16 protein-coding genes and 6 pseudogenes are annotated in these 23,822 nt (G+C 40.8%); 19 read left to right on the top strand and 3 right to left on the bottom strand.

Features of this window, described 5'->3' with window-relative positions; genetic code table 11:
* Nucleotides 1-40: 40 nt before the first annotated feature.
* Nucleotides 41-1,099, bottom strand: coding sequence for a LacI family DNA-binding transcriptional regulator (locus M1K46_RS09590; RefSeq protein ID WP_256226139.1), 1,059 nt, complete (start codon nt 1,097-1,099; stop codon nt 41-43).
* A gap of 368 nt (nt 1,100-1,467) precedes the next feature.
* On the opposite strand from M1K46_RS09590, the pseudogene M1K46_RS09585 reads away from it, so the two are divergent.
* The 16 genes and pseudogenes from M1K46_RS09585 to M1K46_RS09510 form a co-directional block, all read left to right on the top strand.
* Nucleotides 1,468-1,856 (top strand): annotated as a pseudogene (locus tag M1K46_RS09585) (YybH family protein).
* A gap of 480 nt (nt 1,857-2,336) precedes the next feature.
* On the top strand, nt 2,337-4,019 hold the full coding sequence (locus M1K46_RS09580) for a propanediol/glycerol family dehydratase large subunit (RefSeq protein ID WP_256225872.1): 1,683 nt from the start codon (nt 2,337-2,339) through the stop codon (nt 4,017-4,019).
* A gap of 12 nt (nt 4,020-4,031) precedes the next feature.
* Complete coding sequence (locus M1K46_RS09575; protein WP_256225871.1) at nt 4,032-4,616, top strand: propanediol/glycerol family dehydratase medium subunit; 585 nt, start codon at nt 4,032-4,034, stop codon at nt 4,614-4,616.
* Nucleotides 4,616-5,038 carry a diol dehydratase small subunit gene (locus M1K46_RS09570; protein ID WP_256225870.1) on the top strand — a complete coding sequence of 141 codons (423 nt, stop codon included), beginning with the start codon at nt 4,616-4,618 and terminating at the stop codon, nt 5,036-5,038. The genes M1K46_RS09575 and M1K46_RS09570 overlap by 1 nt, the downstream gene beginning before the upstream one ends.
* Before the next feature lie 2 nt (nt 5,039-5,040).
* Complete coding sequence (locus tag M1K46_RS09565) at nt 5,041-6,879, top strand: diol dehydratase reactivase subunit alpha (RefSeq protein ID WP_256225869.1); 1,839 nt, start codon at nt 5,041-5,043, stop codon at nt 6,877-6,879.
* Entirely contained in the window at nt 6,872-7,174 is a 303-nt protein-coding gene (locus M1K46_RS09560; protein ID WP_256225868.1) for a glycerol dehydratase reactivase beta/small subunit family protein, read from the top strand. Before M1K46_RS09565 ends, M1K46_RS09560 begins: the two co-directional genes overlap by 8 nt.
* Before the next feature lie 21 nt (nt 7,175-7,195).
* Nucleotides 7,196-7,606 (top strand): GlcG/HbpS family heme-binding protein, encoded by a 411-nt coding sequence (locus M1K46_RS09555; RefSeq protein ID WP_256225867.1) that lies wholly within the window; start codon nt 7,196-7,198, stop codon nt 7,604-7,606.
* A gap of 132 nt (nt 7,607-7,738) precedes the next feature.
* The gene (locus M1K46_RS09550; RefSeq protein WP_256226138.1) at nt 7,739-8,500 is read left to right on the top strand and encodes a response regulator transcription factor; all 762 of its coding nucleotides are present in this window, start codon (nt 7,739-7,741) and stop codon (nt 8,498-8,500) included.
* 41 nt (nt 8,501-8,541) lie between these two features.
* Complete coding sequence (locus M1K46_RS09545; protein WP_256225866.1) at nt 8,542-9,747, top strand: sensor histidine kinase; 1,206 nt, start codon at nt 8,542-8,544, stop codon at nt 9,745-9,747.
* Nucleotides 9,748-9,851: 104 nt separating this feature from the next.
* Nucleotides 9,852-10,318, top strand: a pseudogene (locus M1K46_RS09540) (sugar phosphate nucleotidyltransferase); the annotation flags it as partial.
* A 94-nt stretch (nt 10,319-10,412) separates the two neighbouring features.
* Nucleotides 10,413-11,141: pseudogene (locus M1K46_RS09535) on the top strand (DUF6044 family protein); the annotation flags it as partial.
* Nucleotides 11,142-11,415: 274 nt separating this feature from the next.
* Nucleotides 11,416-14,505: an efflux RND transporter permease subunit gene (locus M1K46_RS09530; protein ID WP_256225864.1), complete on the top strand. Its 3,090-nt coding sequence runs from the start codon at nt 11,416-11,418 to the stop codon at nt 14,503-14,505.
* 189 nt (nt 14,506-14,694) lie between these two features.
* Nucleotides 14,695-17,448, top strand: coding sequence for an alkaline phosphatase family protein (locus M1K46_RS09525; protein ID WP_256225863.1), 2,754 nt, complete (start codon nt 14,695-14,697; stop codon nt 17,446-17,448).
* 282 nt (nt 17,449-17,730) lie between these two features.
* Complete coding sequence (locus tag M1K46_RS09520) at nt 17,731-19,425, top strand: WG repeat-containing protein (protein WP_256225862.1); 1,695 nt, start codon at nt 17,731-17,733, stop codon at nt 19,423-19,425.
* 17 nt (nt 19,426-19,442) lie between these two features.
* Nucleotides 19,443-19,571 (top strand): annotated as a pseudogene (locus M1K46_RS09515) (sugar ABC transporter substrate-binding protein); the annotation flags it as partial.
* A gap of 204 nt (nt 19,572-19,775) precedes the next feature.
* Nucleotides 19,776-19,913: pseudogene (locus M1K46_RS09510) on the top strand (HepT-like ribonuclease domain-containing protein); the annotation flags it as partial.
* 556 nt (nt 19,914-20,469) lie between these two features.
* On the opposite strand, the gene M1K46_RS09505 reads toward M1K46_RS09510, so the two are convergent.
* A complete protein-coding gene (locus M1K46_RS09505) occupies nt 20,470-21,348 on the bottom strand; it encodes a phosphatidylinositol-specific phospholipase C/glycerophosphodiester phosphodiesterase family protein (protein WP_256225861.1) in 879 nt (292 codons plus the stop codon).
* A gap of 121 nt (nt 21,349-21,469) precedes the next feature.
* On the bottom strand, nt 21,470-22,126 hold the full coding sequence (locus tag M1K46_RS09500; RefSeq protein WP_256225860.1) for a YdeI/OmpD-associated family protein: 657 nt from the start codon (nt 22,124-22,126) through the stop codon (nt 21,470-21,472).
* A 346-nt stretch (nt 22,127-22,472) separates the two neighbouring features.
* Between M1K46_RS09500 and M1K46_RS25820 the strand changes: the two genes are divergently transcribed.
* The 3 genes and pseudogenes from M1K46_RS25820 to M1K46_RS09490 all read left to right on the top strand — a co-directional run.
* Nucleotides 22,473-22,580, top strand: a complete 108-nt coding sequence (locus M1K46_RS25820) for a TetR family transcriptional regulator (RefSeq protein WP_375162190.1) — start codon at nt 22,473-22,475, stop codon at nt 22,578-22,580.
* Nucleotides 22,581-22,861: 281 nt separating this feature from the next.
* A pseudogene (locus M1K46_RS09495) lies at nt 22,862-22,966 on the top strand (hypothetical protein); the annotation flags it as partial.
* A gap of 59 nt (nt 22,967-23,025) precedes the next feature.
* The coding region (locus tag M1K46_RS09490; protein ID WP_256225859.1) for an alkaline phosphatase family protein at nt 23,026-23,822 on the top strand (797 nt) is incomplete at its 3' end.

Genomic DNA, 23,822 nt, shown 5'->3' with positions numbered 1-23,822 from the left:
TGGGCGAATAAGCCTTTTTTATTTTAAATCTCCTCTTAATCTATTGAATCACCTCCTTGAAAGGTTGCTTTGTTATAGATGATCCGCAGCTTTGGCGAATGACCAAAGAGGTTGGAATCGTAACCTTAACAGGGAGCTTCCTTCCATTCATTCGATCCATTAATAGCTTGACCCCGGTTTGTCCCATCTCCTTGGTATAAACTTTCACCGTCGAAAGGGGGGGACTGCTAAATCTTGCAGCTTCAATGTCGTCAAACGCGACAAGGGCAACATCTGAGGGAACGGACAGTCCAGCTTCCTGTAAAGCACGTAAAGCCCCTATTGCCATGGGATCACTCGCAACAAAAAATGCTTTTGGAACATTCTTCTTCTTGATAGCTTTCTTCATTAGTTCATAGCCATGAGACATCGTATATTCACCAATGTATATATCCTCTGAACCTTCAAACTCTCCATTTTTTATCATGTTTTCAAATGTTGTAAGCCGTTTATCTTCTGAAATCACTTTCTGTTGCTTAAGATGTTCTCGTTCAACCCCTCCGATGTAACCGATTCGTTTATAACCCAAACCAATGAAATGCTGTAGGGCTTTTTTTGTGGATTTTTCAAAATCAATCGTCACTGAATCGTAAAGCTCCTCATCAGGAACATAATTGATATAGACGATATTCATAATGTGTTTGGTTACTTGTTTTAAAACGTCTTCACCCAAGCGGCCAATGATCAGAAGACCGTCCATTTTGAGGAGGTCATGGGGGACCGTCAGCATGTCATTCAAGCGGTAGCTCCCAACCTTATTAATCCCTTGTTTATTAAGTTCTTCTTCAATTCCTTGACGTATTGATATGAAGTAGGGATCATTTAATTCTTCCTCCACCGTCTGACATGAAATAATACCAATGCTAGGATTATTTTTTTGGGATTCTGATTGCTGCTTTCGTCTCTCGTGGATGGTTTGATAACCTAGCTCTTTTGCAGCTAGAAGTATGCGCTGGCGTGTTTCTTCTAAGACGGTTATGGAGTCGTCGTTATTGAGCACTCGTGATACAGTTGCTGTTGAGACATTAGATTTTTTTGCTATATCCTTAATGGTTGCCATCATGAAAAACCTCTCAACTTTTAGTTATATATTTTATAAAATTTACTATAAATTACTAAATATTTTACTGGTTGATTGAATAATACCATCAAGTGGAAAGGCTTTCAATAGTTAATTTTTAATTATTCTGATTATTTTTGTTGATTCGTTAATGTTGATTCATTTGAACAGGTTAAAAAATTACTAAATATTTCGAAGTGCCTCTTATGCATAAAAAAGCATACAGTCGAAAGGTTTGCCTGCATGCTCTTTTATCTTGTGAAGTATATTGTATTTATTGGAAATTGAAATAAAATATATAGCGGGTTTATTTAATGGAATTAAGAATTTATTGATGTTTGTTAAAATTCAGTTTGAAGGGAAATAGGATGGAACACGAATTAAATGAAATAATCAAAAAGTGTGACCTGGCAATCAAACAGGAGGAATTTGATACGCTGCTGAACTACTATACAGATGATACCATTCTCGTTGTAAAGCAAGGAATGATTGCGAAGGGGAAAGAGGAGATAAAGAAAGCCTTCATTAAAATTGCAGCATACTTCAACAACAGTATCGTACCAACACAATGAGAAATGGTGATATTAGAAGCTGGAGATACGGCGCTAGTTATTTCACAAACGTGCTTTCTGCAGATAAAAAAGATTCTCAATATTCTATGGAACGAAGGGCAACCTATGTGTTCAAGAAAAATTCCAAGGACGAATGGCTTTGTTCCATCGATAATTCCTACGGTGCAGACTTGATTTCTCAATAGATATTTATGCCTGCTAATCTTGATAAAAAGCATGTAGACAGAACTTTCGTCTACATGCTTTTTATATGGGCAAGAGGAAGATTAATAGGAAATGTACTTCCTTTGTTTGCCTTGTCCACCCGATAGAAACGCTCAACGTTATAAGGAAGGCCGTTTGTGCGTTGCTGATTAAGTTATAGACCCCTCTTTTTATGTATTTATCATTAGTTTTGATTGGAAGCGAAGGAGGTATGTGTGTGCCAAATCGTTCATCCTCTTTGTAATGGGAGAGGATCTCCTCACCAGCCTGATGACTGGAAAATCAGTCATCAGGCTATTTTTTTAAACATTTAACGCTAGAAAGTTAGAATTCTCCTAAAAAACCACTTGAAGGTTGTAATAATCCAGAATCAAGTAGATTTTCTTCAAAGACCGAAGTAAAGAATAAGTTTAAAATTAGAAACAGAAAATTCAAAAAACATTCTTAAGGGAGTTGTTATTGTGAATCGTACTGTTACGGCAAAACGTTCCAAACGCTTTAAAGTGCTTGAAGACCGTCCGGTTAACAAAGACGGTTTTGTTCAGGAGTGGCCCGAGCAAGGGTTTGTTGCGATGTCCAGTCCTCATGATCCTGCCCCTTCTATTAAAATTGAAGATGGAAAAATCATAGAATTAGATGGGAGACGCCGCGAAGACTTTGATATGCTTGATCAATTTATTGCAGATTACACAATCGATGTGGCCACTGCCGAAGCCGTAATGAAGATGGACAGTGTGGACATTGCAAGGAAATTAGTCGACATTCATGTGTCCCGTTCAGAGATGCTCCGTATCGTTAAGGGAATGACACCTGCTAAGGTTGTAGACGTACTCAATCAGTTAAATGTGGTAGAAATGATGATGGCTCTTCAAAAAATGAGAGCTAGAAAAACACCAGCTAATCAATGTCATGTTACCAATGTAAGGGACAATCCTGTTCTAATGGCAGCAGATGCAGCGGAAGCGGGTATTCTGGGCTTTGACGAGCAGGAGACTACAGTTGGTATTGTGCGTTATGCCCCTTTTAATGCCCTTGCTCTTCTTGTAGGTTCCCAAACAGCAAGAGGCGGGATTTTGACCCAAGATGCTCTTGAAGAAGCCACAGAACTGCGTCTTGCGATGTTAGGACTTACAACCTATGCTGAAACCATTTCTATCTATGGCACCGAATCTGTTTTTAAGGACGGAGATGATACTCCATGGTCCAAATCTTTCCTTGCCTCTGCCTATGCTTCACGAGGTGCAAAGATGCGTTTTACATCAGGTACGGGGTCAGAAGTTCAGATGGCCGGAGCAGAAGGCAAATCCATGCTTTATCTGGAAGTTAGATGTGTCATGATGGCAAAGGGAGCAGGCGTTCAAGGGCTGCAAAATGGTTCAATTAGCTGTATTGGAATTCCTGCCTCGGTTCCAAGCGGGCTGCGAGCCGTTCTTGCAGAAAATTTAGCGACCACAATGTTCGATCTTGAGGTTGCTTCCGGTAATGATCAAACCTTTTCACACTCGGAAATTCGGCGCAGTGCCAAAATGCTGTGTCAGATGCTGCCGGGTACTGATTTTATATTCTCTGGTTTTAGTGCTGTTCCTAACAGCGATGACATGTTCGCTGGTTCCAATATGGATTCCTCGGATATGGATGATTACTTAATTATTCAGCGCGACATGATGGTTGATGGCGGATTGAAACCTGTTGAGGAATCTGAAGTTATTAATGTTCGTTATAAAGCTGCTAAAGCAATGCAAGCAATATTCGAAGAGCTTGGTTTTCCGCAAATCACTGAGGAAGAAATTGAGGCGGCTACATACGCCAATAGCAGCGAGGATATGCCCAAGCGGAATGTAGTGGAAGATTTAAAAGCGGCTGAGCGGATATTAAAAGAAGGGATCACTGGCTTTAATATTGCTGTTATTCTAGCAAGAAGGGGCTATAGAGAAACGGCTGAAAGGATTTTTGATATGCTAAAGCAAAAAGTGGCGGGTGATTATTTGCATACTTCTGCAATCATTAATGCCAAAAATGTAGTCCTCAGTGCGGTGAATGATGAAAACGATTACAAAGGACCAGGTACAGGTTATCGTCTCGGCGGCAAGCGGTGGGAGGAAATAAAGAATATTCGGCAGGCAATCAGTCCTAGCGATTATTGAGGAGGGAAGAACATGATTGGTACCATTGAAATTTTCATGAGCTTAGCGGACGGGGAAACGGCACAAAAGGGAACGAACGCCAATGAGGTGGTGATTGCCATCTCTCCGGGCTTTGGTAAAGATCTTAGCAAAACTATTGTCAAAGTGGAGCATGGTCAGGTGCTTAGGGAGATCATTTCCGGAATAGAAGAGCAAGGCGCATTTCCACGGATCATCCGATGTTACCATACAGCAGATCTGGCGTTTATGGGCCATCAAGGCGCAAAGCTGAGCGGATCAGGTATTGGGATTGGACTGCAATCCAGAGGAACCACGGTTATTCATCAGAAAGATTTGGATCCTCTAAGCAACCTGGAACTGTTTCCTCAATCTCCTTCGATGACGTTGGAAACCTACCGGGCCATCGGGAAAAATGCAGCACTCTATGCGCTGGGGGAGAGTGTTGATCCTGTACCATCAGTGAATGATCAGATGGCACGGCCAAGGTATCAAGCGATTGCAGCCATTCTCCATTTACGGGAAGCAGAACAGGTGATAAAAAATAAAAAGCCGGTGGAAGTAGAATGGAACTTTTCGATCAAAGAGGAGGCGAGGTAATGGGTACTTTAACAAAAGAAGACTACCCTTTAGGCCAAAAAAGAACGGATTTGATTCATACACCATCACAAAAAAGGTTTGATCAGTTAACCCTTGAAGCCGCATTAAAAGGAGAAATCTCCAGCAATGACATGAGGATCAGCCCTAATACGTTATCCATGCATGCAGAGATCGCGGATAGTTTACAGCGGGACCAGCTGGCCCAAAATTTCCGGCGGGCAGCTGAACTGATCAACATTTCGGATAAACGGATTCTGGAAATCTATAATGCATTAAGGCCCAACCGTTCGACGAAAAAAGAACTGCATCAGATTGCAGACGAATTGGAGAACCAATATCAGGCGGGTGAAAATGCAAAGCTAGTGCTTGAAGCTGCAGAAGTATATGAAAGACGGGGAATCCTGCGGCAAGAAGGTGAGTGATCATGGAAAACATGATACTTGCCGGAATTGATATTGGTAACTCGACAACAGAAATCGCGATTGCCGACATGAGCGGCAAAGAACCGAAATTTTTAGCACAACACCTCGTAGCTACTACAGGTGTGAAAGGTACCGTTGATAATATAAAAGGAATCGTGGCCTGTTTGGAAAGAGCGGTTGAGAAAGCGGGAATTAATTTATCTGATATCCATCGAATAAGATTGAATGACGCCGTCCCTGTCATTGGTGACCTTGCGATGGATCTGATCAGTGAGACCATTATTACAGAATCCTCAATGATCGGCCATAACCCAGACACTCCAGGAGGAGGCGGAATCGGCGTCGGTGAAACTATCATGATAGATCAGCTGGATCAACAAGGCGTTAACAAAGATTATATCGCTGTCGTCCCAAAGATCTTTGATTATGAATGGGTAGCTCATGTGATCAATCAGAGTGTGAAAAAAGGAATCTCCGTGAAAGGAGCTATCATTCAAAAAGATGATGGCGTCCTTGTTCATAATCGATTGGAACAGAAGATTCCCATTGTGGATGAGGTCGCCTACATTGAAAAAGTGCCTTTGCAGAAGTTGGCAGCTGTAGAAGTAGCACTGTCTGGCCACGTCATCCGTATGCTGAGCAATCCATATGGCTTAGCGACGGTGTTCCAGCTATCCTCGAGCGAGACCAGACAAATTGCTCCTGTAGCCAAATCTCTCGTAGGCATTCGATCTGCGGTGGTGATCCGGACACCTCAAGGTGAAATCGTAGAGCGAAAGATTGAAGCTGGTAGAATTACGTTGATTGGAGAAAAAGATTCTGTTTCAGTCAGTATTAATGATGGAGCAGAAGCCATTATGGATGCGTATCAAAAGATCGGAAATCTAAAGGATGTTCAAGGTGAGATGGGAACTAATGTGGGCGGCATGCTGAATGGCTTACGGCAAGATCTCGCCAATTTAACCGGCCAGACTTCGGATGAGATCCATATTACAGATATGTTGGCCGTCAATGCCGGTATTCCAACTTCAATAAGCGGTGCCATGGCTGGAGAGATCGCGATGGAACAAGGCGTGGCGCTTGCTTCCATGGTAAAAACAGAAAAACTGTCCATCCATAAGGTTTCCGACATACTGCAAAAAGAGTTAAACATTGCGGTAGAGGTTGGAGGAATTGAAGCAGAGATGGCGATGAGAGGAGCCTTAACTACTCCAGGAACTGAAAAGCCGATCGTCATTTTGGATATCGGAGGCGGTTCTACGGATGCTGCCGCCATCGATCTAAAAGGTAATATCACCAGTACTCATCTTGCTGGAGCGGGAGATATGGTGACTTTAATCATTCAGTCCGAACTCGCACTTGAAGATATTGAATTGGCTGAAAAGATTAAGAAATTTCCTTTAGGTAAAGTCATCAGTTTATTTCATATGCAATTGGAAGATGGAACGATTTCGTTTACCGATACTCCATATGCCTCGGATACGTTTGGTAAGGTGGTCATTCGTGAGGAAAGCGATCTGACACCCCTTCCTATCCGGGCCACAATGGAAAAAGTCCGTTCGGTTCGCCGTGATGCCAAGCGGAAGGTTTTTGTTACGAATGCGTTGCGAGCCCTGGAAATGGTTTCTCCCACTCGAAATCTTAGACACCTCTCTTTTGTCGTGATGTTAGGTGGATCGGCGTTAGACTTTGAGATTCCTCAGATGATCAGCGAAGAACTTGCCAAATATACTATAGTGGCCGGTTTTGCAAATACGAGGGGAAGTGAAGGGCCCAGAAATGCTGTGGCAACTGGATTAATTCTTTCTTCACAAGTGAAAGATGGAGTCATGAATGGATAAAAAGGAGGTTTTTGTTCCGGTCATTTGCAGTGAAGCTTCACATTGTGTTTCTTTAAAAGAAATTTGTGCAGGTTTGGAAGAAGAAGGCGTTCCCTATAAAGTGGTGGATACAATTCAAGAATGGTCTACTTCACTCCAGATCAAAATTGTGATTGACGGAGAGGACATTTTACTTTACCACGATAAGCTGCCAAATAAACAAGCCTATCTTAACGAAAAAAGAGGCCATGAACGACGGGCCGGTAAAAACGCGGCAAGGATGGTTAAGGGGCTACCACTTGTCTCCAGGGAATAAAAACGGTCAAGGAGGATGGTTATGCAAAAGTTAAATCTGTCGTTAGTCAAATTAATGGTTGATCATGGTGAAAGAAAAGCCCAGGAGATTGGGGTACCCATGGTAATTACAGTGGTGGACAATGGAGGGAATTTAATAGCAGCACACCGGATGGACGATGCTTTGCTGGTTAGTGTGGACATTTCTTTAAATAAAGCTTGGACGTCGGTTGCTTTTAAACTGCCAACCTCACAACTCGCTGAAATTGGAGCATCCGGGGGAGAACTTTATGGAATAAATACGACAAACAATGGCCGGGTTGTCATTTTTGGGGGAGGCATCCCACTTGTTGTAGATGGTGATATCGTTGGAGCTGTCGGTGTCAGCGGGGGATCAGTAAATCAAGACATTGAGGTGGCTGAGGCAGTGGTTGACGCATTGATCATGGCATAAAGGGCAACATCCCCTAAAACCTTCCTCCTTCATGAGGAAGGTTTTTTCGCGCTATCCTTACTTGTGTTTGAATCCGCTTTCATACATACTGAAAACATTAAAAGAATGCGGAGGTGTGAAGGATTGAATGTCATGATTGTTGATGATGAACCTCTTGAAAGAGAAGTCTTGCTTGATGTGCTTTCGAAAAGTTCTATCGAGTTCTACCGCTGCCTAGAAGCAGAAAACGGATCTGAAGCATTGGAACACCTGCATCATGAGTGGATTGATATTGTCGTCATGGACTTAAAGATGCCGGTGATGAACGGTATTCATGCTGCTTCCCTCATTAAAGACCAGTTTCCTCAAGTGAAAATTATCATTTTAACGGCATATAACGATTTTGACTATGCGCTTAAAACCATAAAGATAGGGGTAGAAGATTTTTTGTTAAAGCCGGTCAGTCCTGAAGAATTTCTTGCATCATTGCAAAAAGCGATAAAAACAATGGATGTTTCTTCTTTGAATGAACATAAAGAAGAAAATTCGAACGAAACGATTCTTTCGGTAACAAGGTTTATTCAGCATCATCTGCAGGACAAGCTCACGTTAAAACAGCTAGCAGAAAGAGTTTATTTTCATCCCCAATATTTAAGCCGCTTGTTTAAACAAGAAACAGGAAGAACAATAACGGAGTACATTACCTTAAAAAGAATTGAGAAATCAAAGGAACTTTTGGTGAATTCCAAGACGTCGATCACAGATATAAGCCAGCAATGCGGTTTTACAGATATCAACTATTTTTCCCGGGTGTTCAGTAAGATGGAGGGCGTTCCTCCTAAAAAATACAGAGACTATCAGGAAGACTTAAGAAAAGAAAAGCTTAATCAACCTTACTTTAATAAAATGATTTAGAAAAAAGACAGAATATTAGAAAAATAAAGAAGGTGATTTCAATGAAAAAACTGCTAGATTTGGTTGATGTCAGCGTGTTGCAGGAGATACAGAACAAGTTTGCGGATGCTACCTGTGTTGCCGTGCTGATCTGTGATGAGACAGGGGTTCCAATCACCAAAGCAAGCAACTTTACGAGCTTTTGTACATATGTCCGGTCCTCGGTTGAAGGCTTACGCCGCTGTATCCTTTCAGACGAAAACGTCGGAAAGCTGGCGGCAGGCCAGCAACGTCCTGTTCTTCACCGCTGCCATGCAGGTTTGGTCGATTTTGCTGCACCTATCATTCTGCGTGGCCGTTATATAGGAGCGATTCTATGCGGTCAAATTTTGATGACCGATGAGGAGTTAAGCAGTATTGTAGACATGCAGATGGATATCACAGAATTAAGCTTGGATACAGAGGAACTGGAAAACTATTTTAAACAGCTATCTTTTAAGAAAAAAAAACAGATAGAAGCCATTGCCGAACTTCTTTTTGTAACGGCTAATCATATTGTTAAAATTTGTGATGCCTATTTGACCAAAAAAGAGCTTTCCAAAAAGAGCGAAAAACTCATCAAAGAACTTCAAAGGCGGTCCCGGCTGGAAAAGGACCTAAAAGAAACAGAACTTAAATTCTTGCAATCTCAGATCAATCCCCACTTTTTATTTAACACCTTAAATACCATCTCCCGGATTGCTTATATGGAAAATGCCCAGGAAACGCAGCAAGTCACGTATCTTCTGGCTAAAATTCTCAGGTACAGCCTTAAAAACAACGAACAATATGTCACGCTTGAAGAAGAAATTGAGCATGTTAGAAACTATCTTTTAATTCAGCAGACGCGGTTTCGCCATAAGATAAATTTTCAGCTGGAGGTTGAGCAAGACTTGCATCTCAAACAAATCCCTATTTTTTGCATCCAGCCGATTATAGAAAATTCTATTGTCCATGGCTTTGAGCCATCAGGTGAGCCCATTCATATATCACTTCATGCCTATCAAGAAGGAAATAAAATGATGATCACTATATTTGATGATGGAATCGGGATTAGGGAAGAAAATCTATCTTTACCGTCAAAAAAGCTTGTCCAAACGACGGGGATTGGGTTGGAGAACGTAAACAAACGGCTGAAACACGGCTACGGCCCAGCATGGGGAATTACTAAAATTAGGAGAAGAGAAAGAAAAGGTACAGAAGTGCACATTGAAATTCCTATTTCGTAAAAAAAGCTAAGGACTAGTATCCTTAGCTTTTTACATTTATAAGTTTACGGTAATGATAGGATAAAAACGTTTCCGTTTCTCAATTATCATTAAATTTAATGTGAATTAAGCAGCTGATGGATCAATATGAGTTAACAGGTTCTTCCATTATTGGAGTTAAACCAGTAAATGAAGATGAAACGAACAGATATGGAATTATAGATCCTATCTATCAAAATGGGAAGTTATACGAGGTTCAAAATTTGGTTGAAAAAACGTTATCTGGAACTGCACCTTCTAATCTTGCCATTATGGGACGTTATATTTTAACACCTGAAATATTTAACTATTTAGAGACTCAAGAAACAGGGGCTGGGGGAGAAGTTCAACTTACCGATGCTATACAGAGGCTTAGCAAGGAACAAAGTGTTTTGCCTATGAATTCGATGGGGATCGATTCGATGTGGGAGAAAAACTAGGATTTATCACTACACCAATTGAGTTCGCTCTAAAAAAAGAGAACTTGAGAGAACCGTTAATACGGCACTTACAGCACATGTTGGACGTAATAAACATAAAACCTCGTCCTTAACTTGTGTATCAATTTTTAATAGATGACGAAACATATTTAGAAACAGGGGCTTTACAATGCATAATTATTATTATTGGAAAAAAATTGAGTCAGGAAAAAACATCTATGGATAGCGTCAATGCTGATCCTTATATTTATTTCACCTCTTTATATTCCGGGAGAAAATGCTCATATAAGAGTTCATGATAATATGGATTCTAATTTTGCCTGGTATAAAGTGCTTCATAACAGCGGTGAATTATTCGGTCCTATAAATTCAACGGTTCCGCAAATAATAAATGGATTGCCAAGAAATGCGCTTGGTACAGAATTTAGCGGGATAGAATGGCTTAATAATAGTTTTCCGCCCATGCTGGCCTATGCAATAGGCCAAACCATCACCCGGATATTTGCATTTGCGGGAATGTATTTACTGTTAAGGAGACATTTTGTAAAAGATAAAGCTGCATACCCTATACGGGTTTGGGTCTCTCTTGCATTTGTACTTACACCCTTTTGGCCATCGGGTATGCTTAGTACGCTAGGGATGCCGCTTGCGCTTTGGGCATTTTTGACGATCAGGGAAAGAAGTGATTCATGGAAAGAATGGCTGACAATCATACTTTTGCCCTTGTATTCCAGTTTCGTTCTCGGTTTTTTCTTTTTTCTTACTTCAATGGGGCTTCTTTGGCTTCATCACGCAATCGTAAAACGAAAATGGAATGTCCGTTTTTTGGGGAGCATTGCTCTTATAACCTGTATCTATCTGCTAATCGAGTATCGGTTGTTTTACTCGTTAGTCATACCAGAGGCTCCAACTAGCCGAAATGAGTCCTTCCGATCCTTAATGCCAAAGATAATGGCCTTTTTTTAATGAAAATGAATGTAAACGAATTTGATACGCCCACTGAGAGCAGAAGAAGGTGTCGCAATTAAATTTCATGTACCGTATTTATTTACTTTAAATGAATAATATAAATCCGGTTATGTAAATTATCTACAATTCTATAATTCTTTTACGCTTCGTTAATCGAATTTTTACAACTGTCCATTATATTAAAATAATCATCTTGTTTGAAGAACAGTTTGTATAAAAAGTTTGGGGGCGTAAAAGAAACATGATGAAATCACTCATTGATGGATCGATGAAGCGGTGTGTTCTTATTATCACTCTGATGGTACTGATTATTGCTTGGGGGGCGATGGCTGCCCGGCAAATTCAACGAGATTATTTGCCTGAAATCAATAATTCAACTCTTACTGTGTCTGCACAGTCTGAAAATTACCAAGCAGATCAAATGAAACTGAACGTTACAAAACCGATTGAACAAGCCGTTCGGGTAGTGGATGGTCTTCAAGGTATCGAAACCAGTTCCTCAAATGGCAGCACTCTTGTACGTCTCAACTTTCCTATGAGCTACGATATGGAAAAAGCTGAGGCGGAGGTCAACCATGCCATTGATACGATTTCCCTGCCAGCTAGTGTGAAAAAGCCTGTTGTGACACGCCTTAGTACAAATTCGTTTCCGATTATGAGCATCAATTTAACCAGTGCCTCTCCAAATGTAACCGAGAACACCTTACGAACGATGGTCCAAGAAGATATCGTAAGTGGGTTGAAAACTGTTCCAGGGGTAAAGGAAATCAATGTAACGGGTGGTGGAACGGCTGGATATGCTTTGACCATTGATAAGGAAAAACTAAAAAAGGCTGGATTAACCGTAAACGATCTTCAAAATTCAATGGGGAAAAAATATACAACAGAACTGCAGGGCAATGTCTCAAGTAATCAAGCTTCTATTCCTGTCCAGGTCTCCGGTTGGTCATTAAATAAGCAGGAGTTATTAAACTTGCCTGTTCAAAGGCAGGATGGCCGATCCATTCCTCTCTCTAAGGTAGCTGACATTTCAAATTCAGTGGTCAATCTTCAAACGATCTCCCGGACCGATGGGCTGCCGAGTGTTCGGCTTGATGTGTTAAAAACATCCACTTCAAATATTACAGATGTAGGAGAAAAAATAAGAAGCAAGCTGAAAACCATACCTGCGCTAAAAAATAATGATGTGAAATCGTCCATTCTGTTTGATCAAAGTGAACAAGTGAATTCATCTTTAAAAGGACTAGTTAAAGAAGGGTTGTTAGGGTGTCTTTTCGCCATGATCTGTGTGTTCTTGTTTTTCCGTCAAGTTCGTTCCACCTTATTGATTGTTCTGTCGCTTCCCATATGTCTTTTAGCAACCATCGGTGTACTTAAAACGTTGGGAATCAGCTTGAACATACTGACGGTTTCAGGTTTGATTGTGGCCATGGGACGAGTGGTCGATGACTCCATTGTTATTTTGGATAATTTAAACCGGAAAGTGCAGGAAAGGGAGGGGAAAATAACACTTCATCAGTTATCACACGCGGTCTTAGAAATGATCCCTGCCATTGTTTCTTCAACAGCAACGACGATTGCGGTGTATGTTCCCATTGCCCTGATCGGCGGCATCGTAAGTTCTGCTTTCTCAGGGTTTGCCTGGTCGGTAGTTATTGCGCTTTTCGTTTCCTTATTGGTTGCCATGCTGGTGGTGCCGACTCTCTACAACCTGTTTTGGAAGGGAAAACCCCTAAGTATTCATGATCCGTTAGAACCTCTCATGCATAAAGCTTTTAAGCGGATGTTGCACAAGGAGAAAAAAATTATCGCCCTAACTCTTCTATTGTTTCTAATGACGGGCATTGGAGCAGCATTTTTACCAGTGAACTTTTTACCCATAAGTTATAAAAAAGGACAAGCAGGTGTTCGGATCGAACTTCCTCAGTCTGCATCGTTAAGAGAAATGGATGCAGAAGTTAAAAGAGTAGAAGGGCTTATTAAAAAGGATCAACATGTGGGTACATATTCTTCAGTCCTTGGGTCGTCTTTTACTGCTCAATCGGATGATGTTTTTGATGCAGGCGGCGGTTGGATTCAAAAACCGAATGTTGCCAACTTATTTGTTGCGGTTAACCCAGATACAAACCTTGCTTCTTTTATAGAAAATTTTCAAAAACAGCTTGATTCCATAAAGGGACAAGCCATATACACGGTTACGGATCAGCGGATTGCGGGAGATGACTCCCAATTAAAGATTAACTTCACTGGATCGGATCATGAAACGCTGGAATCCATGGCATATACAATTGGGCAAAAGCTTACGAGAGTTCCCGGGCTGGCAGTAGAGGATATAGCTGACGATGAGGCCGGTACGAAAAAGTATCATATCCATCTTGATCAAAAAGCCATTGAAAGAAATGGTATTAAAGTGGAGGACCTTTTAAATCGGATTCAATTTTATACAGCGGAAGGTACAAAGGGGCTAATATCCATTAATCAACATGTTTTTCCGGTCGTGTTGAAAAGCAAAGACAATCCTCCAGATGTTTTTTCTGCCCTGGGGTCAGAAACATTTAAGAATGACCAGGGACAGAATGTAAGATTAGATGAGCTTGCCACACTGGAAGCCGATGCCGATTCATCAGAAATTCAGGAAAAGGACGGACAGCCATTCGCCGAGGTTACGGCCAATATCACTTCATCAGATATTGGCGGGGTGACTAAACAAGTAAAATCGATTTTAGAGAAACTTCCGTTGCCGCAGAATATCAGCTACTCCTTTGCTGGAATACCAGAACAAGTAAATGAAATGATTTATGAGATTGCAATTGCTTTTTCTTTCTCTTTATTGCTCGTTCTCTTCATCATAGGTACAGTCTTTAGAGGTTGGAAAGCACCTTTATCAGTTTTCATCTGTATCCCTTTAGCGTTTATTGGATCAGTGGCGGCTATGTTTATCTTTCGATTGGAATGGAATCTAGCAGCCCTGGTCGGTCTATTAATGCTCACAGGCATTGTAGTTACAAATGGCATTGTTCTTGTTGATAAGATCGAGAGAAAACGAGCCGAGGGTCTTATGTTAAATGAAGCGATTGTTCTTGGAACGTCCACTCGAGTGCGTCCGATATTAACGACAGCTTTAACGACTGTTTTAACCGTACTTCCGTTAGCTCTATCCTCCCGCACCGATTCTGTAATCTCACAAACTCTTGGCATTGTCGTAATAGGCGGTTTGATCAGTTCAACGTTTATCAGTTTGATTGTCATTCCCATTGTCTATAAATGGTTGCATAAAGGTTCACCAAACATTTCTCAAAAAAATATCCCTGAAGAAAAAATATATGCATAATACCCAAACCATCGTGAGCAGCCTGGGCAAAGGCTGCTTTTTCTTTTTATTAAGATACTAATTGTGAAGAGAAGAGATTGAATATTTTACATAGTTAAACAATTAACTTTACCTTGATGTAAACAAACGTTAAAAATATAGCAGTATCCTAATCTAGTAAAACATACCAATTAGAATGGAGAGAGGAAAGTGAAAAAGATCATTCACAAGAAGAAACTGATTGCTGGTATTGCAATTAGTACAGCGCTTCTTGGTTCGGCAAGTGTATACGCATCCATTGATGATCCCTTTGGCACCAAGTTTGTGGGCCGCCAGCAAGACGGTTCGGTGTTAACGCCTGTAAATCAGCTCGTCACTCCAGCCGGTAAACAAATTGAGTTTGGGGGCAATCCTATTTCCATTGCGGTTCACCCAAATGGTAAAACAGCGGCCGTGTTGAATGGAAGAACAGATTATGGCGGAAACGGTCTAAACATCGTCGATCTCACAACCGGAAAATTAATGGCAACAAGCTTTAAATTAAAACTCTCACATATGTGGGGCGTTGCTTATTCACAGGACGGCAAAGAATTGTATGCTACAGGATCGGCAGGTAAAACTGGAAAGGTAGTTGTAATGACGATTGCCGACGACGGCACGCCAACCGTCAAAACGACATATGACCTCCCAGAAGCGAGTGTTGGAGGAAACATCAACCCGCTGGATATTAAAGTCGGGCCTCAAGGGCAGTTGCTCGTCGCACTGAACAGGGATAACAGCCTTGCCGTCATCGATCCGAAGACGGGTACTGTATCGAGCAAGATTCCAGTTGAAAATGCCCCAACCAGTGTGTTAGTGGATGGAGATAAAGCATATGTCACCAACCAAGGCGGCAGAAAACCGAAGCCCGGAGACACAACCGTTGATTCTTCCGGTACGCAGGTGGTTGTTAATCCGAAGACTGGTGCCACTTCGACTGGAACGGTCTCTGTGGTAGACCTTAAAACTAATAAGGTGACAAAAACGATCCCAGTTGGTGTCCAGCCAGAACGAATGACTCAATCAGGCCGGAATATTTTTGTTGCGAACACAAACAGTGATACGGTTTCTGTTATTGATTCTGAAACAGATAAAGTAGTCCAAACCATCGACATTAAACCATATTCGAAGTCGAAAAAAGGTGCAGCACCCAATGCGGTCAGGATGCTGGACAATCATCGATTGCTAGTCAGTTTAGGACGAGTTAACGCAGTAGCAGTATATGACTGGCAAGGTCCGAACAAGACACCAGAACTATTAGGACTGATGCCAACAGCATGGTTTCCTGTAGACATGGCTATGGATGCCGAAAATAAACGCTTGCTTGTGGCAAATGCTGATGGTGTAGGCTCACTTGGACCTGCACGTACATCAACCATTCAAGGAGTGACTGTTTCTGGACATTCCTCTTATGCGCAAGTTGGATCTTTGTCTATGATTCCTTTTCCATCGGCAAATGATTTAATGGAAGGAACAAAAAAGGTTTACGCCAATAATAACTGGTTTGGCCTAAAGGACCAGAATGCGGATCCTCGACGCGACATAAAGCCGGTTGCCATGCCAGAGCGGGTTGGCGAGCCATCAACCATCAAACATGTTTTCTATATCATTAAAGAGAACAGAACCTATGACCAAGTTCTTGGCGATTTAGGCAAAGGAAATGGCGAACCGGCTATCACACAATTTGGTAAAGAGGTAACACCAAACTTCCATAAGCTTGCCAATGCCTACCCGCTGTTGGATAATTTCTATGTTTCAGGGATCCAATCTGCAAGCGGCCACCAATGGGTCATGCAAGGGACCAATACAGATTATGAAGATAAAGAAACAAACACAGCCAACGTCCGAAGCTATCCAGGAGGAGCCGGAGATCCGATGGCTTATGCCCCAACTGGACATCTTTGGGACCAAGCCCTCAAATACGATGTTTCTGTGGAAAACTTCGGAGAAGATACGACTGGATTTACAGGTCCTGAGGAATTCGGCACTTGGACGGACTGGTACAATGATTACTTGAAACTGTCCGGACAACAAGAAGGTGATCTTCACGTTCCGGTGGGTCATTATCAGGCAACCTATGACATTCCGTCTCTTGGGCCGATTACGCACAAACCGTATCCTACCTTCGATATGAACATACCGGATCAATACCGATATGAGATTTTTAAAAGGCAGTTTGAAAAGCATGTAAAGAATAAAGACTTGCCGCAATTAAATACGTTGTGGGTAACCAATGACCATACGGCCGGAACGGCTTCAGGAAATCCAACTCCTCAGGCCATGGTTGTGGACAATGACCTTGCTGTAGGTAAAATTGTGGATTTAATCTCCCATAGTCCTTACTGGAAAGACTCTGTCATTTTTATTACCGAAGATGACGCTCAAAATGGTTTGGACCATGTGGACGGGCACCGCGAACCCGCCTATGTGATCAGTCCATGGGTGAAAAAAGAAGTAACGAATAGCCGTTACTGGACGGTGATCAATATGGTTCGCAGTATTGAACAAATCCTGGGACTTCCTGCCATGAACCAAAATGATGCAGCCGCACAGCCGATGAGCGAAATTTTTACGAATAAGCCAGATTTCACACCATATGAAGCTGAAGCGAACCGAATCCCGCTTGACACATTAAACGGTCAGCCAACGGCCAATGCAGCTGCACTTGCGAATACACAAGAGAATACCTCAGAGTCTAAGGCTTTGGTACAGCAATGGACGGAATGGTCCAACAAAAACAAGCCATTCATCTCGGGTAAAAATGCATCACCTGACGAAGTTAATGCAAACATGCTGAATCACGCGGTTTGGTACGCAACAAAAGGTTTTGATACACCGTATCCAGGTGACAAAAAGCCGCTCTCACCAAATGAAGTTGCCCAGCAGCCGGAAAGCAAGGCTCCATCGCCGGCAGACAATGATTAATAGTTTAGAGTGAAGCTTGTAGAAGACCGTTCAGTATGAAACTGAACGGTCTTTGTTATTTATTTATTTCGGATACATCAATCATTGCAGCCAGTGGACATGCTGACCGACAAGATGAAAATATGGACCCCCTTTAGACATAAGTTTGTAACTTCCTAATATACATTTCGTCTAAATTATAAAGGAGGAATGGTGTAGGAAATAATGAAAAAGTAAAGAAGTTCAAGCGATAATTCAGATTGTGAAAAAATGTCATCATTCAAGAACAAGGAGGGAGATTTTATGAAGAATCATTTGAAGATTTGGGTATTCATGTTTTTATTAATGAGCTTGTTACTAGGTACAACTCAGTCCACAACACATGCAGCAACAAGTAAAAGAGTTCTAGGTACTCAATTTACAAATGGCCTCGTTTCATTCGTGCAAAATGGGAAATATGGAATGATGGACAAAAAAGGAAGAGTTGTCATTAAGCCGCTGTATGAAGAGATTACCCAATCAAAGCGAACTAACTTATTGAGAGTCAAACAGAATAATAAATATGGGTTCATCAACCAAAAGGGCATAGTAATTGTGTCACCTAAATACCAGTATGCAGCGGATGGTTATAAGAGCCCAATTCTAGTAGAAAAGGACAACAAATACGGACTCATCAATACATGCGGAAAAACAATTGTTTCACCCAAGTATGAAAAAATCGGTGATTTTCACAACGGAGTCGCTTTTTACAAGAGTAAGGGAAAGTACGGGCTTATCAATACAAGTGGAAAAACAATCGTGTCACCCAAGTATGAAAAAATCGATGATTTTCACAACGGAGTTGCATTTTACAAGAGTAAGGGAAAATACGGACTTATAAACACAAGCGGAAAAATCGTTTTAGTCCCCACATATGATGAAATTACAATGAACACAAATGGTGTATTCACTGCCATTCTTAACAAAAAGTTCGGCCTTATCGATAAGCAAGGAAACGTCATCGTTGCCCCAACTTTTGATAGCATCGGTTCAATTCAAAATGGCTTGGCAAAGATTCGAAACGCAGGAAAATATGGACTGATGAGCTTAAGTGGGAAAATCATGGTTGAACCTAAATATGATCAGATTTGGCCATTTAACAAGGGATTTGCTCAAACAAAATTGGGTGGAAAGTACGGTTTCGTTAGTTCAAAAGGAAAAGTAATTGTTGAGCCAATTTCTGACGAAACGAGTCATTTCTCAGAAGGCCTGGCTTCCGTTGTTATTGATGGAAAGATTGGATTCATCGATACAACTGGATCGATGGTGATTAAACCACAGTTTGAGAAAGCAGAAGACGGTGATGAAACCGCACTTTATGTATTTCGCAAAGATGCAGCGGTGGCCTCAAAGGACGGCAAGTATGGGGTCATTAATCGAAAAGGCGAAGTCGTTCTCGATTTCAACTATGATTCAATTAGTTACTTTAACCAGATTGGGTTAGCTATTATCCGGCAGAATAATAAATACGGTTTTATTAACGAAACAGGCAAAGTGATAGTTGAGCCAACCTATGACTATTTAAGGATGGCAACCTATGGCGAAGGCTTAATAAATCGTGATTATTTGATTTTTAAGCAAAAAAACAAAGAAGGTGCTATAAACAGCAAAGGAAAAGTGATCATCACACCTAAATATGACCGGATTGATCCAATGGAAGGTAAAGGGTTAATAAGAGTGAGGATGGGTTCAAAATACGGAATCGTAACCGAAACAGGGAAAATGCTAGTCGAACCCAAATATAGTGAAATTAACTCCTTTTCCAATCAATATGATTATTTCTATATCGACTACAAAGGGAAATATGGATTCATCGATAAAACGGGAAAGGTCGTGATTTCTCCTCAATACGACGAATTAGGTGACTTCCATGAAGGCCTGCTCTATGTAAAAAAGAACGGAAAAGCAGGGTTCATCGACAAAAATGGGAAAGTCATCATCAAATTAATATATTATTAAACTAGTAGGTGATCACTAATAAATTGGTTACAGAAAATAAGGACGATCAGTCAAATGAAGTGGTGATAGCCTTTGGTAGTCTATCGAATGAAATAGCAGCTTCTTTCGAAAAAACTCAAGTATTTGGTTTGGTAGATGGGAAAAACCATCTACATATGATGCAAGGCAAAATTGGGTTACGGTTGAAAAGTTTCATGACTTTATTGAGGATCTTGTTCAAAAGTTGGAAGAAAAAGAAAAAGAAAAACAAAAATAAGACTGGCATACGCCGGTCTTTTTTATTTTGCAAAAAGGAGAGTTCTACTTAAATAAAAAAGGCTAAAAGGAATTCGATGATTTTGACGAAGCCAAGGCTTGTAGCGATGGTGGGCTTTAGAAACATAGCTATTCACGATTATCAGTCTTTAAACATTGAGATCTTAAAAGAAATTGTAGAGAAACACCTTGGTGATTTTAAAGAGTTTACAAGACAAATACTTCACTATTAACGTTTAAGGATTCTCTTGTATTAGCCAATGTCAAAACTCTTTCTTAATGAAATCTATGCGTAAAATTCAATTTTTACGAAACTTTGTTTACATAATTGTATTATGTGTTACTAGATTATCGAACACGTAGAACTAAAACAGGTATTTTACTTATTCGAATTGGGTAGGGTGCGAGTTTCGAAATCTGCGATTGCAGTTTCAGGAGCATCCTCGAAGGATTTGGCAGGATGGCATGTATGCCTCGATTTGTTATGTACCTTACTTCATGGTCATAACATAGACTTTCCAAAAGGTGAATGGGAAACGTGGCATGAGAAGTATAGTAACAAAGTGAATCAGATAAAAAAATAACGGGTATGCCCAGGCGGCGTTTCTTAAACAAGAGATGCCCCCCTTTTATTTTTCTTAAAAAAAGGCTTCCAGTATAGGATTTACTAGTTACAATAACTATTAAATCCCTCGTATTTATAGCGATACAAACTAAAAAAGGATGCATCAGGCATCCTCTGGTTGGATAAAAGCCTTTCTCGAAACTCTAGAAAGTGTTTTTATTTGTTTACCATTTTATATGCTGTTGGGTCGGATTTGGGTCGTTTTCGAGTAGATACTTCTGTAGTCCTGGAAGATCATCTGTGTTAATTAAGTCTACATCTGCCTTCATAAGTTCATCCCAAACAGCTTTACGATTAGGAGCTGCGAGATCAGGTGTAGCCCAAAATCGGACCATCTGTCCGTTGTTGTGTGCAGTTTTTACGATATACTTCAGCTTTTCTCGTTCTTCTGAAGGCATTTCACCAATACCTTGCCATGTAAACTGTTTCGTCCAGTTATCGCTGATTACCGGCATGAAATCATTTGGAGCATTTGTTTCCAAATCACTCATTCTGCCATCATAAGCTGCATAACGAACAACTTGGTTCTCCATCAATTCTCTAGGGCGATTTCCTGAAATAATAACGGTTACAGATCTTTGGTCTACTCCAACTTTTGAAAATTTCGTCAACATCTTTTGATAGTCAGCGAGCTGCTCGTGAATTTTTTTATAAGTGGCTACATCTTTTGATTTAACATCAATCCATAGCAAGAAATCCTGATCCGAATCTTTGTAAACCGACCCTTGGTTCTGGGTAATTTTACGTTTAAGTGGTTCTAAATATAAAGACTTTAACGTTCGATCTGGTTTTACATCAACCTCATCATGGGCAACAAGCAATTTTCCATCTTCCAGCCACACATCAGCTTCAACACTAGTAAAGCCATGGTCGAGTGCGTCGTAAAGCGGTCTTTCATGTTCATAGTCGTTGTGCGCATGGGCTCTAGCAAGCGGTACAGTATTTGAATCATTTGGCTCAGGTTCTGCGAAAACTGATATTGTTGAAATGGACATCGTAACTGCTGTAACGGCTAGAGACATCATTAATCTCAATTTTTTCATAATTATTTTTCCTCCCCACTTAATTTCACTACCATTCTATCTCATAATTTTGATGGAAAAATGAAATCAACAGAAACTTAACAAATAATAAAGATTGGTTACAGGACATGTTACATGTTGATTATTTCTTTTTCTGGCGGAATAAGTCCATCGATTTATATCCTTGCGAAAGAATATCCACCATCTGCAGATAACGCTTATCGCGTGTCTGCTGTTGTTTAGCTGAGTAAATATATCGTGCCCAGTCTTTTTGATAGCCTGGTGTTAACTTTTGATAGAATATCTTTTCATTTGGATGGTTAGCTAGTAACCGTTCAACGTCTTTGATATGATCTTCATAATCCGCAACACACTGGCTTGCTGCTAAAGAAGATTTATTGATTTTCTTTTTCTCGCGTTTTAACCCAACAACAGTAAAAACATCATCCATACTCACCATGCGCGCAAATTTGATATCACTATCGCCCACATATCCATCCTCTCCCACATTCAATGCAGGAAACATTTCATCTCTATGGATAAAGGTTTTAAATCGTTTATTTCCTTTTTTCGGATACGCAATAAAGAGATATCCGTTCTCTAGCAAAAGCTGCTCATTTTTCACAATGGATTGAATATGCATCACCATCTCATCCAATGTTTCCACAAAAATAAAAATCGCATCATGATCTTTAGAAACAGTAGTCGGTTCATCTGTAAAGATATGATACTCACTTGGTTGATTGACAACGGCCATCTTTTGATATTTTTTAAGTTTTAGTTTATCAAAAATCGTCATATTATGCTCCTTATGTATTTGAAATTTAACCAGTAGAATTTTATAAATTATAGTTTCAAGATAAAAATGAAAGGGAGAGAGGGTACCAGGTCTAGAACGATTTATATGTGAATATAAAAATTAATATCCTTTTCTCTTAGAAATTCCTTTTACTTGATTTTACTATCTATATTAAAAAGTATCTATGGAATTAAAAATAATAAACCTATCCATTTCGGAATAGGGCACTTGATAGAGCTCTGAACGAGCCACATAAATCGATCTGGTAAATTGAAAAGCTTCAGACAGCTTATCTGTTTTGCTGCCTTCTAAACGATGAGCTTCTTGTTCGGCAAAAGCTCGGGACATGATGCTTTACGCTGCACTTCATCTTTTTACATCGAAAGGGTTCAAGGAAACCTCAGTTCTTGAAATTGTCGAGACTGCTCGAGTCTCAAAAACAACCTTTTATTGATTCTGTCGGTGTAGCCAAACCGTTGGAAAAGTTCGCAGCAAAGCGTACCGCCGCTTTGCTGTATTACTTTATCAAACGGTGCATAGGTATATCTATCACTATAAGATCGGTAGTTTGCCGATTTTATAAACTGATAATACCAGTCCGTATCCGTATTAAGGAAAACCACCCTTAATGATAGTATCGGGGCAATTGTCCTCACCGGTTCAGGAGAAAAAACTTTTCCGAGGCTGGAAAGCACCGATATCCGTACTCGTCTGTATTCTGGATTAGTGGCTACTATGTTTATCTTTCGATTGGAATGGAATCTAGCAGCCTTGGTAGGTTTATTAATGCTCACAGGCATTGTAGTTACAAATGGCATTGTTCTTGTTGATAAGATCGAGAGAAAACGAGCCGAGGGTCTTATGTTAAATGAAGCGATTGTTCTTGGAACGTCCACCCGATGGCTTATGCCCCAACGGGACATCTTTGGGACCAAGCCCTCAAATACGATGTTTCTGTGGAAAACTTCGGAGAAGATACGACTGGATTTACAGGTCCTGAGGAATTCGGCACTTGGACAGACTGGTACAATGATTACTTGAAACTGTCCGGAAAACAAAAAGGTGATCTTCACGTTCCGGTGGGTCATTATCAGGCAACCTATGACATTCCGTCTCTTGGGCCGATTACGCACAAACCGTATCCTACATTTGATATGAACATACCGGATCAATACCGATATGAGATTTTTAAAAGGCAGTTTGAAAAGCATGTAAAGAATAAAGACTTGCCGCAATTAAATACGTTGTGGGTAACCAATGACCATACGGCCGGAACGGCTTCAGGAAATCCAACTCCTCAGGCCATGGTTGTGGACAATGACCTTGCTGTAGGTAAAATTGTGGATTTAATCTCCCATAGTCCTTACTGGAAAGACTCTGTCATTTTTATTACCGAAGATGACGCTCAAAATGGTTTGGACCATGTGGACGGGCACCGCGAACCCGCCTATGTGATCAGTCCATGGGTGAAAAAAGAAGTAACGAATAGCCGTTACTGGACGGTGATCAATATGGTTCGCAGTATTGAACAAATCCTGGGACTTCCTGCCATGAACCAAAATGATGCAGCCGCACAGCCGATGAGCGAAATTTTTACGAATAAGCCAGATTTCACACCATATGAAGCTGAAGCGAACCGAATCCCGCTTGACACATTAAACGGTCAGCCAACGGCCAATGCAGCTGCACTTGCGAA

Origin of the sequence: Fictibacillus sp. WQ 8-8 (assembly GCF_024494405.1) — a bacterium.
GTDB classification, from domain to species: Bacteria; Bacillota; Bacilli; order Bacillales; family Fictibacillaceae; genus Fictibacillus_C; species Fictibacillus_C marinisediminis.
This window is presented reverse-complemented; position numbering and strand designations above follow the sequence as displayed.

Coding starts and splice junctions, on each gene's coding strand:
- M1K46_RS09520 (WP_256225862.1), top strand. CDS start 17,731: ATGAAGAATCATTTGAAGATTTGGGTATTCATGTTTTTATTAATGAGC.
- M1K46_RS09500 (WP_256225860.1), bottom strand. CDS start 22,126: ATGACGATTTTTGATAAACTAAAACTTAAAAAATATCAAAAGATGGCC.
- M1K46_RS25820 (WP_375162190.1), top strand. CDS start 22,473: ATGATGCTTTACGCTGCACTTCATCTTTTTACATCGAAAGGGTTCAAG.
- M1K46_RS09545 (WP_256225866.1), top strand. CDS start 8,542: ATGAAAAAACTGCTAGATTTGGTTGATGTCAGCGTGTTGCAGGAGATA.
- M1K46_RS09505 (WP_256225861.1), bottom strand. CDS start 21,348: ATGAAAAAATTGAGATTAATGATGTCTCTAGCCGTTACAGCAGTTACG.
- M1K46_RS09555 (WP_256225867.1), top strand. CDS start 7,196: ATGCAAAAGTTAAATCTGTCGTTAGTCAAATTAATGGTTGATCATGGT.
- M1K46_RS09530 (WP_256225864.1), top strand. CDS start 11,416: ATGATGAAATCACTCATTGATGGATCGATGAAGCGGTGTGTTCTTATT.
- M1K46_RS09565 (WP_256225869.1), top strand. CDS start 5,041: ATGGAAAACATGATACTTGCCGGAATTGATATTGGTAACTCGACAACA.
- M1K46_RS09590 (WP_256226139.1), bottom strand. CDS start 1,099: ATGGCAACCATTAAGGATATAGCAAAAAAATCTAATGTCTCAACAGCA.
- M1K46_RS09575 (WP_256225871.1), top strand. CDS start 4,032: ATGATTGGTACCATTGAAATTTTCATGAGCTTAGCGGACGGGGAAACG.
- M1K46_RS09570 (WP_256225870.1), top strand. CDS start 4,616: ATGGGTACTTTAACAAAAGAAGACTACCCTTTAGGCCAAAAAAGAACG.
- M1K46_RS09560 (WP_256225868.1), top strand. CDS start 6,872: ATGGATAAAAAGGAGGTTTTTGTTCCGGTCATTTGCAGTGAAGCTTCA.
- M1K46_RS09550 (WP_256226138.1), top strand. CDS start 7,739: ATGATTGTTGATGATGAACCTCTTGAAAGAGAAGTCTTGCTTGATGTG.